Below are 14,103 nucleotides of genomic sequence, written 5' to 3' on the forward strand. Positions count from 1 at the left end.
AGATATATAATAGATGAATAGATAATTATTATTTTCTAATAATTATTTTACAAAATAAATATAATTAACCTTGGAGTGATGAATAATGGAGCAAAACATAAAACCAGAAATTTTAGATAAACTTACAAAAGTATGCCTTTGTAAAGGAATTTCAAGGGCTACAATAAAAAAAGCAATTATTAATGGAGCTAAGACTATAGAAGAGGTCAGAAAGGCAACGGGAGCTGGTTCCGGTTCCTGTGGCGGCAAACGATGTACTCCTAAAATAGAACAACTATTAGAAGAATTGAAATAGTCAAGGAGGCAGTATTGGTATAATTTATACCTCTACTGCCTCCTATTTTGTTAACTTTAATATTTTTTTAACAATCCTATATTGAATGCTTTCAGATAAAGTAATATACTGGAATAGTAAATATAATCATTAATGGAAATGAAAAACAAAAACAATCTATTTTCTTAAAACATTTCTATGAAAGGAGTGAAATTAAAATTTGGTGCCAGTCACCATTTTTTAAATTTAATATGAGAAACCTAGTAAAAAGTGAAAACGAATTCAATGGATGCTTAAATATTCTTTCAAACATATCTGTTCCCTTTATCATATTAGATGAGAATTACTACATAAATAAGGTAAATGATGCAACAATAAAAATGCTTCAAAATATTTATATGAAGGAGAATGTAAAATGTTTTAATGAAAAAGTAGAAAAAATTCTGTGGTTTATTAAAGATGAAATATTAAACTATAAAAGCAATGAAAGTTTAGACTTTTCCTTTTCTAAAGAAATACAAATTGGGCCGGTTAACTGGAGATTTTATGGACAATTTTTAAATTTAGAGAATACCTTTATTCTGTTATTGAACTACCACTTAGAAAAAAACGACTGTATGAAAAAAGCTCTTCAGTTATCCTCTATCGTAAACTCCTCGGAAGATTCTATAATAGCTACTACTTTGGAAGGAAAAATTATAAGCTGGAATAAGGCTTCAGAAAAAATTTATGGCTATACTGAAAGAAAAATGCTTGGTAAAGAAATATCTGCACTTGATATATGGGGAAGCAAAGAAAGGCTGTCAGAATTACTTGATACAATAAGCCTAGGTAAAGAAATTAAGAGCCACGAAGTAAAAATACTAAACAAAGATAATGAAGAAATATTCCTATCTTTAAGTATAACCCCTATAAAAGACCATATTGGTAATATTATAGGTGCCTGTTCTATTGGAAGAAATATAACTGAAAATAAAAAACTTAACCAAGAGCTTTATAACAGTGAAAAGAAATTTAGAAGTATTTACGAACAGTCTCCTATTGGTATAGAGTTGTTTGACGCCAATGGACAAGCCTTAGCTGCTAATAAATCCTTTTGTGATATGTTTAAAATAGATCATATCAGTGATTTTAAATCTGATAACTTTTTTGAAAGTCCCTTTATTTCAGAAAAAGCTAAAAGTATGGTTAGGAATAAGAAAAATTCTAGAATAACCTGCAAATATAACTTAAAGGATCGCAGCAATTCCCAGACAAATAAAAGTGGTATTTACTATTTTGATATTTTAACTACTCCTATATTAAATGAGCAAGGTGAATTAGCATCTATATTAAGCCAAGTTGAAGATATAACTAAAATAAAAAATGTAGAGAAAAAGGTTCGTAATTTTACCAATTTATCTGATGACGTATTCTGTATACTAAGCTTTGATGGTGACTTTTTAGAAGTTAGTCCTGGTCTTCAAAAGGTTTTAGGATGGAGAAAAAGTGAATTTATTTATAAAAACTTTAGAGATTTTGTACACCAAGAGGATATAGAATATTCTATAGACTGCTCGATAAATCTCCTTAAAACTGGAAGAAAGGTATTTAGAAATAGGTATATATGTAAGGACGGAAGCTATAAATGGATTGAGTGGAATTCCTTTGTAGTTAAAGAAGACATGCTAATCTACTCCATCGGAAGGGACATAACCAAAAGGATGGAGGATGAGGAGGAACTTAGAAAGGCCAAAATTGCTGCCGAGGAAGCCAATAGTTCTAAAAGTAACTTCCTTGCAAATATGAGCCATGAAATACGAACTCCAATAAACGGAATAATGGGCATGACAGATTTAACTCTTATGACAGAGCTTAATGAGGAGCAAAGAGAATATCTAAACATGGTTAAGACATCTTCCCAGCATCTACTTGATTTAATTAATGATATACTGGATATATCAAAAATTGAGTCGGGAAAGTTTAACATAGATTTAGTCCCTTTTAACCTTCAAGAAAAAATTAATAAAATAGGGAAAAACTTTTCATTGTTAGCCTCTAAAAAGTTTATAGAAGTACTGTATTTTATAGATCCTCGACTTACAGATATAAATATAATAGGAGACCCTATTCGGCTTAGTCAAATACTAATGAATTTATTAAATAACGCCTTAAAATTTACCGAAAAGGGCAGCATAATACTTTGTGTAAAAAAAATAGAGAGTTCTAAAGGAAAGATTAGGGTTCAATTTTCTGTTTCCGATACTGGAATTGGAATAGCAGAGGATAAAATGAATAAACTCTTTAAAACCTTCAGTCAAGTTGATGATTCATATACGAAAAAATATGGAGGAACTGGCCTCGGTCTTGCAATTTCAAAGCAATTAGCAAACATGATGAATGGAGACATGTGGGTAACAAGTAAAAAGGATGAAGGAAGCTGTTTTTACTTTACAGCGGAATTTTTAACTACCAATGACAGCACTGATTGTACATTAGATATTACAGAGTTAGGTCCAAATATCAATGTTGACAACTATTCAAAAACTATTTTAATTGTAGAGGATAATGAAATAAATCAACAGTTTATATCAACTTTACTGTATAAGAAAGGCTATAACTGTCTGAATGCATTTAATGGAATAGAAGCACTTAAAATTCTGGACAATCAAGTTGTTGATTTAATACTGATGGATATTCAGATGCCAGAGCTAAATGGGCTAAATACTACAAAAGCTATCAGAGATTATGAAAAGTTAACTAAAAAACATATTCCAATTATAGCTATGACTGCCTATGCTATGGTAGGTGATAAGGAGAAGTTTTTAAATTCAGGAATGGATGATTACATTTCTAAACCTATTGATTTTAAAACTCTTTACAGCCTTCTAAAAAAACACTTAGATTAACTTTTGAATATATCTCAATTATAAATCGAAAGTAGCCTCTATTAATACTATATATCTATCCATATACGCAGGTTAGCTTAACCTAAAAACTAGAGGGACAGTTTTCTGGCTTGAGGCCAAAAGAACTGTCCCTCTTAAATTTTCCTAAATCTATGAAGCTAAAGTAAAGTTCCATACGTCTAATTTAATATAGCAACTAATTCAATATATTCCCTTTACAAATTTAGGGATAGCAGTTAAGTACAAAATGTTTATATATTAGGAGGAAATTTATATGAAATCAAAAAAAATAATATCAGCAGTAGTAACTGCCAGCCTTTTAACGTTACCAACTACAACAGCATTAGGTGCAGGAGTAGAGATAGCAGCATCTCAGAATACTGTAGTAAGTGCATCTGTAGAAGAGGTACAACAATCTAATTTCAAAAGCTTCAAAGGAACTGTAAAAAGTATGACAGAAACTGAAAAAGGAAATAAGGTTATTGTAGTTGAGGATAGTCAAGGAGGAGAAAGCCATTTTATTATTAATGAAAAAACCTATTTTATAAATGATACTAAAATAGAAGAAGGAGTGACTATAACAGGATACTACGATGCTACAAGACCAATGATAATGATTTATCCTCCCCAATATGTAATTGATGTAGCATTGGTTGGAGATATGAAAGAAACTGTAAAAGTAGACTTATTTGATAATAATCTAGTTAGCGTGGACAATCAGTTAAAAATAAAGGTTGATAAAGATACAGAAATCATATCTCAGGATGGCACAAAATATGGCGGACAACTTGAAAATAAAAATCTAGTAGTTATATATGATATTGCCACTAAGAGCATACCCGCTCAAACAAAGCCAATAAAGGTAATAGTATTAGATAAGGAAGGTAATACTCCTGAGAATGATGTAAAAGAAGGCAGCAATATTAAAAGCAATGAAGTAATCAAACTTATACATCAAGTGTTAAAATCACTTACAGTAAATAAGTAATAATATCCCTATCTGCCACACAGGCTATATTATTCTAGGCTTTCTTTTTTGTTTCAATATAAAAATCTTCTTATGTTATAGGGCGACAAGCCCTTGCTCTATAAGATTTTTAATAGAATTGTAGGAAGACTTTTTACTAAACAAACAATTAATGTAACCTAATAATATTACTTACACTTTTGTTTATTAGCTATGCTGTCGCATAGCTTTTATGTGTGATGACGGATATAATAAAACTTTTAACTGCACTAAAAACAGGTGTGTAGGTAGAGGTGTACTACGTACAAAGCTTCGAATAAGGGTTAGAAGGTCTTATGCTGGCGATTTCGAAAATGTTAACTCAAACTCAGCTTTCGCAGAAAGCATTGAGTTTGAGTTCATTTTCAAAGTTGAGCCAGCATTAGACCTTCTTCCTGAAATGAGGGCTTTCAAGCAGTATGCCTCTATCAAACATACCGGTGTTCAGTGCTCTCAGACTTTTATGTCGCATCATACTTAATGTGTATTATAATTATCTTTTCCATAGCTTATACAAGTCTGGTCTTTCTTCCCTTAAGATTTGATAAAACTTTTTAGATACCTTTAACTTTCTAAGTTGTTTAAGCATAAGTCTAGGATATTTTTCTTGCCATGTTTTGTGAGATGCAGGGTCAATAACTTTTACAGATTCATCTTTCTGTACATATATATGTGCTCCCCTTATATCTAACCTTTTAAAACCTAATCTCCTAAACTCTTCAATAAGATTAATTAGATTTATAGCTAAAGTTTTGCTTAATCCGTTTTTTCTTATATAGCTTGGGAGTATTTCTCCATCTACATAATCTCTTATCATAGCCTTTCCATTTCTACTATAAACTTTAGGAAAATATGGACTACCTTTTGCAGCTTTTAATACCTCATACTCAGCTATGCATACTTTTTCTAACTTACAAATCTTTATAACTCTTCCATCAGGCATTAAATATACCTTGCCATTTTTTCCATGGCCTAAGTATTTATATTTGTCTAATTGGTAAACTTCCTTATAATTCATGATAACCTCCTCCTGTCTTTATATGTATACTCTTTATCTACAGGAGTACTAAGTACGGATGTCTGTCCCTTACTTATTACTATACTAAATTCAATAAAAAAAGGTACCAATTATTTTACATATTGATTATTAAAATCCTCCACTGAGGAAAATATTTAAAAAAGCTTATAATAAAAGAGAGAAGAATATATTCTTAATAAAATAAGATATATCTCTTCTCTCTAAAAATAGAAACTAATTAGATAAAGAATTTAAGTATAAACAAAACTCCTATTATATAGGTAGTAACTGATATTTCCTTTGCTTTTCCTGTTAATACCTTTAAAAACACATAAGACACTATTCCAAATACAATTCCATCAGAAATACTATATGTTAAAGGCATCATTATTATAGTAAAGAAAGCTGGTATAGCTTCTGTAAAATCTACTAATTCTATTTCTTTTATAGGTGAAAGCATAAATAATCCTACTAAAATAAGTGACGGTGCTGTAGCTGCAGATGGTATCATTAAAAATAATGGTGATAGGAATAAAGCTACAGTAAACATTCCAGCTGTTGATAACGCTGTAAGTCCAGTTCTTCCTCCTGCTGCAACCCCTGAAGCACTTTCTACATAGGTACAAACTGTACTTGTTCCAAAACAAGCCGCTAGTGTTGTTCCAACTGCATCTGAGAATAATGCTTCCTTAGCTCTAGGAACATTGCCCTTTTCATCTAACATTCCAGCTTTAGTCGCAACACCTACTAGGGTTCCAACAGTATCAAACATATCCATAAATAATAATGTAAATAATGCTACTAACATATCTATGCTAAATATATGATTCCATTCAAATTGTAAGAATCCTGAACTAATACTTGGCGGCATACTTACAACTGCTCCAGGTAATTGTGTTATTCCCATTGGAATACCTATAAGAGTAGTAACCACGATACCTATTAATAATGCTCCATTTACGTTTCTAGCTAATAGTACTCCAGTTATTATAACTCCTATAATTGCAAGAAGTGCTGTTCCACTAGTTACATCTCCTAATGCCAAAATAGTACCAGTCTTTGGGTGTAGTACTATATGAGCGTTTTCTAAGCCTATAAATGCTATAAAAAGTCCTATTCCAACAGAAATTGCTTTTTTAATATTTGTAGGTATAGAGTTTATTATTGCTTCTCTTACATTAAATGCTGTAAGCAGAATAAATATAATTCCTTCTAAAAATGCAGCTGTTAACGCAAATTGCCATGTGTGTCCCATTCCAAGTACTATAGTATATGCAAAGAATGCATTAAGTCCCATTCCCGGTGCCTGTGCAAAAGGCAACTTTGCATATAATCCCATAAGAGCAGTAGAAACTATAGCAGCTAAAGCTGTAGCTGTGAATACTGCGCCATAGTTCATTCCAGCTTGTGATAATATGTTAGGATTTACCACTAATATATAAGCCATTGTCATAAAGGTTGTAATTCCAGCTAGTATTTCAGTCTTTATATTCGTATTGTTTTCTTTTAATTTAAAAAAACTTTCCATATGCTTCTCCTTGTAATCGTAATTTTAATTTACTTTTTTTGATGTTTTTTTCTCTTTTTCGCACTTGTCTATAGTAACAAATCTCAATACTAAAGTCAATGGTTTTTACGAACGTTATATAGTAATTTTTATTTATGTTTTGCTATCATTCTATTAAACAAAGGATTTACTAACTTTGTTTAATGATAATGTTCGTGTTTATTCTTGTATATATATATCATTTTGTGACGACAGGATTTTAATTTTTTATCAATTAAACATTCGACAAAAAAATCTGTATTTCCACTTCCTGTCCGACAAAACCTATGTATATATATGTTTATATTTAAATGATATAGATACTGCATTCAAAGGAGCTACAATAACGTAAATCAAATTATATTTTATTTTAAATTTTTACATTTTTAGTATTAACAAAAATTTGTTAATATAGTATCATGTAGATATAGAAGGTTTGCACTAATCTAATTTTAAACAATATTCGCTAAAATCACCTAATAAATATGTATATTCTTATAATGGAGGAAATCGTATGAAAAAAATCAGTAGCAAGATTATAACAGCAATTATTATCTGTTGTACAATCTTATCATCTATAATTGGTGGACTAGCTGTATTCAAAAGTAGTTCTTTAATACAAAGTGAGGTAAATGACAAAATGCTTTCAATGGCTCAGGCAAAGTCCAGTGAGCTTGATAAAACTATTGTTAATGTTGAAAGTGCTGCTAAAGACTTGAGCTCGGTAGTGGCAACTGTAACAGATATAGAAAAACTAAAAACCAGTCCAGCAGATTATGAAACTCTCATGAAGCCTTTAGTTAAGAATTTAGTTTCTTCCCAGCAAGGGGAAGTGATGGGCTTATATGTAATATTAAATCCTGAAATAACAGAAAATGTGTATGGTGCTTGGTTTGTTGATACGTCAAACAGTCATCAGTTTATAGAACATAAGCTCACCGATAAAAGTGAGTTTAGAGCTGACAATGCCAATCTTGCATGGTACTATGAACCTATAAAGCAAAAGAAAGGTATATGGAGCAACCCTTATACCAATGTTGAGTTGCAAATGGAAATGATATCCTATACAACTCCTATTTTTAAAGACAATACTTTGATTGGTGTAGCTGGTATTGATATAAACTTTCAAAAATACAGAGAAGGCATAAATAATATAAAAATATATGATACTGGTTATGCTAGCTTCCTCAACGATAAACACGATTATATAGTTCATAAGACCCTAAAATCTAGTGATAACTTAGCTAAAATAGATAATGGTAGCTATAAATCAATAAGCGATAAAATTAAAAGTACTCCATCCGGTGTAACTGAACTAAAAACCTCTAAAGGTACTAATGTTTTTAGTTATTCTAAACTTTCCAATGGATGGATACTACTAATGTCAGTGCCTGAAAGTGAAGTTTTTAAACAGCTTAATTCATTAGTTGTTCTTATAATTGCAATAATTATAATAGGTGTTATTCTTTCATCTATATTTGCATTATATATAGGAAAGAAACTCTCTGCACCAATCATTCACTCTACAGAGTTAATTAATAGAGTAGCAGGGCTAGATTTGTCTTATGATGATACTAGTATATCTGATAAATTATTAAATAATAATGATGAAACTGGTGTTATGAGCAGAGCTGTTCTAAACCTGAGAAAAGAGCTAGTAGAAATTATACAAACCTTACAAGAAAATTCTAAGGAAGTTACCCAATATTCCGAAAGCCTATCTAGGTCTACTGAGGAAACTAATGCCTCCGTTGATAGTGTTTCAAGAACCTTAGAGGAATTAGCAAAGGGTGCTCAGGAACAGGCTAGATCATCACAGCTTGGTACCGAAAAGTTAGAGGATTTAGCTGATGAAATAAGAATTTCTGTCTCTAGCTCCAATAAGGTTAAGGAATTCTCAAATGAAGTTAAAAATGCAAACAATCTAGGTACTACTTCAATGGAAAAGCTTATAGAAAAATTTGCTATAAACAATGAAGTTACTGAAAAACTGTCTACTAATATAGATAGTTTATCCAATAAGTCCGAATATATAGGGAAAATTGTAAATACTATTCAAGCAATAGCAGAACAAACAAACCTATTAGCCTTAAATGCTGCAATTGAGGCAGCTCGTGCTGGTGAAACAGGAAGAGGTTTTGCTGTGGTTGCAGAAGAAATAAGAAAACTCTCGGAACAAACCTCAAACTCTACTAAAGAAATATATAGTATAGTAAGTCAGATTCAACTTGAAATCAATACAGCAAAAAACAATATGGATGATGGTGAATCTGCAATAAAGGAAGCTAATTTAGCTGTAAGCGAATCAAATAAAGCCTTTAAGCTAATAGAATCCGCTATCCAAAATACATTAGATCAAATAGATATCTTAGTTGAAAACATTGAGAAGGTTGATAGGGATAAAATTGAAGTTATCAGCTCAATTCAGGAGGTATCTGCAATATCTGAAGAATCTGCAGCAGCTACCGAAGAAATATCTGCTTCAATGGATGAACAATCTAGGGCAATAGGTAATATTTCTGGTACAGCGGAACAACTTAATAACATTGCCGATAAATTAGAGCAAGTAATTAACAAGTTTAAAATTTAATAAAAAACCTATTAGTGCCATTAACTTAGACTATTCTTATAATATCTAAGTTAATGGCACTATTACATATTGATATAATTTTTAAAAATCTTTAAATACCTCTTTTTTAGCTCCACATACTGGACATTTTTCTGGTAAATCATCTTCCACTACAGTATAACCACATACTGGACATACATAAAATTTATCATCTCCAATATCATTTCCAGCTTTAGCAGATTCCTGAGCCTTTTTGAAAAGTTCTGCATGCTGCTTTTCTGCTTCTACAGCAAAATGGAAGGATCTTTCTGCATCTTTCTCTTCCTGATACCTAGCTGCATTTAAGTATACTGGATACATTTGGTCTACTTCATGAAGTTCACCATCTATTGCTCCCTGAAGGTTTTCAACTGTATTTGTAAGACCGAATACAGCACCAGCTGTAACTGAGCTATCCCCAACCTGATCTTTAAGTACTGTAAAATGATTTTTAGCATGAGCCCACTCAGCATATGCCACAGCTCTAAAGAGTCTTCCTATATTAGGAAACTTCTCTCTATCTGCTGCATCTGCCCAAACTAAATATCTCATATGAGCCATACTTTCTCCACCGTAGGCAGAACGTAAAAAATCTGCTGTCATTGCATTTTTAACTGACATTATCATCACCTCATAAATATTTTATTACTTTAATATTCTCAATATTCCACACTTAAGATAAAACTATACACTAATAGAAAAAAATTTAACTCCCTAGCTTTAAAACTAGGGAGTCAGCTGCTAACTATTATTCTGCATTTAATCCTGCTAAATTCAAGAAATTCCATGGTTTATTAAAATGTGGCTGGAAGAAAAAGTCGACAAAGGCTAATTCATCTACAGTCATTTTATTTTGAATGCATACAGATAATGTATTTATAGATTGAGTTAAATCCGTCTTCGAACAAATTTGTGCTCCTAAAATCACCTTGGATTCTTTTTCATAAACTACTTTTACTGTTACAGCATCATAAGTAGGCATAAATTCTGGTCTATAGTTATCTGTGATTGTGACAGTGTTAACTTCTAACCCTTCTCTTTTAGCAGACTCTTCAGTAAGACCTGTGGAAGCTATATTATACTCATAAATTTTAATTCCAGAAGTTCCTTGAGTACCAATGTATTTAGTAGTATTTTTAACTAAATTTCTAGCTACTAAAGTTCCCATACGAACTGCATTTGTTGCTAGCGGCATGTATTGACGCTTTCCTGTTGGATTATATATTACTGAAGCACTGTCTCCTGCTGCAAATACCCCTTCTTTGCTTGTGTGCATATATTCATCTACAATAATAGCTCCGTTAGACAGCATATCCAGCTGGCCTTTAAACAATTCTGTATTCGGTCTAAATCCAATGCAAAGTATCACTAATTCAGCTTCATAGGAACCTTTATCAGTAACTACCTTTGAGACCTTTCCATTTTCTCCTTCAAACTTAACAACCTTTTCACCTAAAGCTAACTTTACACCATGGTCTGAAAATTCCTTTTCAGCTATGTCTGTAAATTCTTTATCTAAGTATTTATTCATGATACGTTCTTCTGCATCTATTAAAGTTACCTTTTTACCATTCATTTCGAAGGCCTCTACCAACTCTACACCTATATAACCTGCTCCAACAACTACGATATTTTTAACATTCTTAGCTTTTTCGACTATAGAGTTTGAATGGTAGAAGTTTTTAGATAAAAGTATGTTTTCTAGGTTTATTCCTTCTATTGGTGGAACTATTGGCCATGAACCAGTAGTGATTATTAACTTATCAAAGCTATCTTCAAATTCTTCCTTTGTATCTAAGTTTTTAACTCTTAGTTTCTTTTTATCTGTATCAACTTCTAGCACATCGTGCTTCATTTTAGTAGTTACCCCTAATTTCCCTAGTTCTTCTGGGGAAGAGTAAAATAGCCCCTGAACATCCTTAACTATTCCTCCTACATATAATGCAATACCACAGGATAGGAATGATATATTATCATTTCTTTCATACACAGTTATCTCCGCATCAGGATATAACTTTGCTGTATTTATTATTGCCGCTGTTCCAGCATGAGTACAACCTATAACCGCTACCTTCATTTATATTTCCCCTTTCACTTGTTAATCATTTAACTTTACTAATATTATATATTAAACAATAATTATTTTCAAGTAATAAAATGAATTTTTCATAATTTAGGTAGAAACTTTACAATATAAATTAACACCCTTATTATTTAATATCCTCTAGCTAATTATTCTATCTTTATAACTTTAGCAAAGGCTTTTATTAAATAAAAAAAGACCCTATAGATGAAACACTTTTTTTATAGTGTTTCACGTATAGGGTCCATTTTAAACTAATGGTCCTTTTTTATTAAAATCTTATTTTTATAATATAACTGTAGACTGCAATTTTAGCCTCCACCTACTGGAGGAAATAATGCAATTACGTCATTATCTTTTAAAGGATTGTCTAATTTTCCATCTGCTTCATTAAGAAGTATATCTCTTCCGTTAAGCAAAAATATTGACACTTCATCTAAGTCTATTTTAATTGCATCTAAAACTTCCCTAGGAGTTGTCCCTTCTGCTAAATCTAAAATAGACTTTTTTTCTCGGCCATCTCTGAAATAAGCAAACAATCTTACCTCAACCTTCATTTAATCACCTCCTAGTAAATTGTGGTTTTTATTTTTACTAATTACAAAGAAAGAGCCTCTAAAAGCTCTTTCTTATTATATATTATTTAAGTGCTAATTTTTTCAATGTATCTTCAGTTGGTACACCATTTTCATCCCAGCCTCTTACTGAATAATATTCAGGAAGAAGAACATCTAATCTGTGAACGTGACCTTTTGATGGTCCTTCTGGAATTTCATCTTCTAGTAATCTCTTTGGAAGTGTATCTTGCTTGCTATCTATACCAGCTGCAAGATTAAACATCTTTTCAAGAGTCCATATTCTGTCTCCAGCTTCCATTAATGAGTTAACATCGTGAAGTTCTCCTCCAACTACTGCATTGTATAAATCTACATAGTCCTGTGCACCAAATCCAAAGGTTGTAAATACACATAATCCAAGGGAGTCTATAACTGCTGTTAAGTCATGGAATACTTTAGCATAAGCTGCTTTTCCTTCTAGTGAGAATCTGTCAAGTTTTTCTGGATAACCAAGTATTTCAGGGTTTATCATATAACCTTTAATATGACAGCCACCTCTGTTATTAGCTGCGTAAGTTAAACCATGTCCTTGAACTCCTCTTGGGTCATAAGCTGGAAGTTCTTGTTTCTTAACTGTCATTGAGAACTCAGGTGCTCCGTAAGCTTCGCATAATCTGTAAGATCCATCTGCTAGCTTATCACCAAAGCCTTCTCTAAGTCCCATCTTCTTAGTCCATTCAACTACTGCATTAGCATCTCCCCAGTTAAGTGATACACCATCTGCTGCTATATCTGCATCCTTAACGAATCCTTTTTCATAAAGCTCCATAGCTGCTGCTATAGTTGCTCCTGCTGAAATTGTATCTAGTCCATACTCATTACATAACATGTTAGCTCTATTTATAGCATTTAAGTCATAAACATCACAGTCTGAACCGAAGGACCATAAAGTTTCATATTCAGGACCTCCACATTCAGTTCCGTCATCTAGTTTTACCCATCTTCCGCAAGCTATTGGACATCTATAACATGGATTCTTTCTAACTAAAACATCCTTAGTCATAGTTTCTCCGCTGATCATATCTGCTTTTTCAGTATAGGACTTTTGGAAGTTTCTTACTGGGTGAACACCATTTTCATTTATGATATTAACTAATACCGCTGTTCCGTAAGTAGGTAATCCACCACCTGCTACTGGATCTTTTCTTAATATGTCTAGCTTTTCAGCTGCAACCTTTTTAACTAGATCTTCATCAAATAACTTAACTTTTCCGCTTCCTTTTACAACTATAGCCTTTAAGTTCTTTGAACCCATAACAGCTCCAACACCACCACGGCCTGCTGCTCTGTCTATATCATTCATAACTGCTGCCATAAGTGATAACTTTTCACCAGCTGGTCCTATACATAAAACCTTAGCTTTTGGATCTGTATCCTTTTGAAGAAGTTCTGTTGTCTCTGATACTACTTTGCCCCAAACATGAGTAGCATCTTTGATCTCTACTTTATCGTCTACTATGTTCACATAAACTGGTGTGTCTGATTTGCCCTCTACAACTATCATGTCGTAGCCAGCCATCTTCATTTCTGCTCCCCATTTTCCACCGGAGTTAGCAATACCTACAGTTCCTGTAAGTGGCGCTTTTGTTACTACCATAAATCTTCCACTTGTTGGAACAGGTGCTCCTGTAAGCGGTCCTGCAGCTATTATGAATTTGTTATCTTTTGATAGTGGATCTACCTTTGGATCTACCTCATCGATTAGTGTCTTTACGCCTAGACCTCTAGCTCCTATAAACTTTTTTGCCTTATCAATATCTAAGGCTTCAACTTTACAGGTTCTGTCACTTAAGTTAACTCTTAAAACCTTTCCATTATAACCACTCATAAATAATCCCCCTTATTTTAAGAAATAAATTTCTCTACTCTTATATATAAGCAAATTACATGCCAATTTCTGAAAATAAAAACCATTTTCATTTTTTATTAAATAATATAGAAAAAATAGGCAACCAACAGTGTATAAACTGAAAATTACCTATTAATATTAATAATAAATTTTAAATTTTTACCTTACTAGTAGTATAATACCCCTTTTTAAACTACAATTTCCTGAAGTTTGT

At 32.0% G+C, this 14,103-nt stretch carries 11 protein-coding genes; 5 read left to right on the forward strand and 6 right to left on the reverse strand.

Annotated features, from left to right (window positions below; all coding sequences use genetic code 11):
- Nucleotides 1-85: 85 nt before the first annotated feature.
- The 4 genes from N4T77_RS08915 to N4T77_RS08930 all read left to right on the forward strand — a co-directional run bounded on the left by N4T77_RS08915 (nucleotide 86) and on the right by N4T77_RS08930 (nucleotide 4,649).
- On the forward strand, nucleotides 86-295 hold the full coding sequence (locus N4T77_RS08915) for a (2Fe-2S)-binding protein (RefSeq protein ID WP_261671419.1): 210 nt from the start codon (nucleotides 86-88) through the stop codon (nucleotides 293-295).
- 230 nt (nucleotides 296-525) lie between these two features.
- Nucleotides 526-3,162, forward strand: coding sequence for a PAS domain S-box protein (locus tag N4T77_RS08920; protein ID WP_261671420.1), 2,637 nt, complete (start codon nucleotides 526-528; stop codon nucleotides 3,160-3,162).
- Nucleotides 3,163-3,436: 274 nt separating this feature from the next.
- Complete coding sequence (locus N4T77_RS08925) at nucleotides 3,437-4,150, forward strand: hypothetical protein (RefSeq protein ID WP_261671421.1); 714 nt, start codon at nucleotides 3,437-3,439, stop codon at nucleotides 4,148-4,150.
- Nucleotides 4,151-4,361: 211 nt separating this feature from the next.
- Nucleotides 4,362-4,649 carry a hypothetical protein gene (locus tag N4T77_RS08930; RefSeq protein ID WP_261671422.1) on the forward strand — a complete coding sequence of 96 codons (288 nt, stop codon included), beginning with the start codon at nucleotides 4,362-4,364 and terminating at the stop codon, nucleotides 4,647-4,649.
- Nucleotides 4,650-4,661: 12 nt separating this feature from the next.
- Here the strand turns inward: N4T77_RS08930 and N4T77_RS08935 are convergent, their stop codons facing one another.
- A complete protein-coding gene (locus tag N4T77_RS08935) occupies nucleotides 4,662-5,186 on the reverse strand; it encodes a serine/threonine protein kinase (RefSeq protein WP_261671423.1) in 525 nt (174 codons plus the stop codon).
- 238 nt (nucleotides 5,187-5,424) lie between these two features.
- Nucleotides 5,425-6,714 (reverse strand): NCS2 family permease, encoded by a 1,290-nt coding sequence (locus N4T77_RS08940; protein ID WP_261671424.1) that lies wholly within the window; start codon nucleotides 6,712-6,714, stop codon nucleotides 5,425-5,427.
- Between the two features lie 532 nt (nucleotides 6,715-7,246).
- On the opposite strand from N4T77_RS08940, the gene N4T77_RS08945 reads away from it, so the two are divergent.
- Nucleotides 7,247-9,322 (forward strand): methyl-accepting chemotaxis protein, encoded by a 2,076-nt coding sequence (locus tag N4T77_RS08945; RefSeq protein WP_261671425.1) that lies wholly within the window; start codon nucleotides 7,247-7,249, stop codon nucleotides 9,320-9,322.
- Nucleotides 9,323-9,403: 81 nt separating this feature from the next.
- Here the strand turns inward: N4T77_RS08945 and N4T77_RS08950 are convergent, their stop codons facing one another.
- The 4 genes from N4T77_RS08950 to N4T77_RS08965 form a co-directional block, all read right to left on the reverse strand.
- Complete coding sequence (locus N4T77_RS08950) at nucleotides 9,404-9,961, reverse strand: rubrerythrin family protein (protein ID WP_261671426.1); 558 nt, start codon at nucleotides 9,959-9,961, stop codon at nucleotides 9,404-9,406.
- A gap of 127 nt (nucleotides 9,962-10,088) precedes the next feature.
- Nucleotides 10,089-11,417, reverse strand: a complete 1,329-nt coding sequence (locus tag N4T77_RS08955) for an FAD-dependent oxidoreductase (protein ID WP_261671427.1) — start codon at nucleotides 11,415-11,417, stop codon at nucleotides 10,089-10,091.
- Nucleotides 11,418-11,734: 317 nt separating this feature from the next.
- Nucleotides 11,735-11,980 (reverse strand): MoaD/ThiS family protein, encoded by a 246-nt coding sequence (locus N4T77_RS08960; protein ID WP_261671428.1) that lies wholly within the window; start codon nucleotides 11,978-11,980, stop codon nucleotides 11,735-11,737.
- Nucleotides 11,981-12,062: 82 nt separating this feature from the next.
- Nucleotides 12,063-13,868, reverse strand: coding sequence for an aldehyde ferredoxin oxidoreductase family protein (locus tag N4T77_RS08965; RefSeq protein WP_261671429.1), 1,806 nt, complete (start codon nucleotides 13,866-13,868; stop codon nucleotides 12,063-12,065).
- Nucleotides 13,869-14,103: the final 235 nt, after the last annotated feature.

It is taken from the genome of Clostridium sp. CX1 (assembly GCF_025398335.1).
Classification (GTDB): domain Bacteria; phylum Bacillota; class Clostridia; order Clostridiales; family Clostridiaceae; genus Clostridium_AM; species Clostridium_AM tanneri.

Excerpts from the sequence above, each read along its gene's own strand:
- N4T77_RS08915 (WP_261671419.1), top strand. The coding sequence starts at position 86 with ATGGAGCAAAACATAAAACCAGAAATTTTAGATAAACTTACAAAAGTA.
- N4T77_RS08920 (WP_261671420.1), top strand. The coding sequence starts at position 526 with ATGAGAAACCTAGTAAAAAGTGAAAACGAATTCAATGGATGCTTAAAT.
- N4T77_RS08925 (WP_261671421.1), top strand. The coding sequence starts at position 3,437 with ATGAAATCAAAAAAAATAATATCAGCAGTAGTAACTGCCAGCCTTTTA.
- N4T77_RS08930 (WP_261671422.1), top strand. The coding sequence starts at position 4,362 with ATGTGTGATGACGGATATAATAAAACTTTTAACTGCACTAAAAACAGG.
- N4T77_RS08935 (WP_261671423.1), bottom strand. The coding sequence starts at position 5,186 with ATGAATTATAAGGAAGTTTACCAATTAGACAAATATAAATACTTAGGC.
- N4T77_RS08940 (WP_261671424.1), bottom strand. The coding sequence starts at position 6,714 with ATGGAAAGTTTTTTTAAATTAAAAGAAAACAATACGAATATAAAGACT.
- N4T77_RS08945 (WP_261671425.1), top strand. The coding sequence starts at position 7,247 with ATGAAAAAAATCAGTAGCAAGATTATAACAGCAATTATTATCTGTTGT.
- N4T77_RS08950 (WP_261671426.1), bottom strand. The coding sequence starts at position 9,961 with ATGTCAGTTAAAAATGCAATGACAGCAGATTTTTTACGTTCTGCCTAC.
- N4T77_RS08955 (WP_261671427.1), bottom strand. The coding sequence starts at position 11,417 with ATGAAGGTAGCGGTTATAGGTTGTACTCATGCTGGAACAGCGGCAATA.
- N4T77_RS08960 (WP_261671428.1), bottom strand. The coding sequence starts at position 11,980 with ATGAAGGTTGAGGTAAGATTGTTTGCTTATTTCAGAGATGGCCGAGAA.
- N4T77_RS08965 (WP_261671429.1), bottom strand. The coding sequence starts at position 13,868 with ATGAGTGGTTATAATGGAAAGGTTTTAAGAGTTAACTTAAGTGACAGA.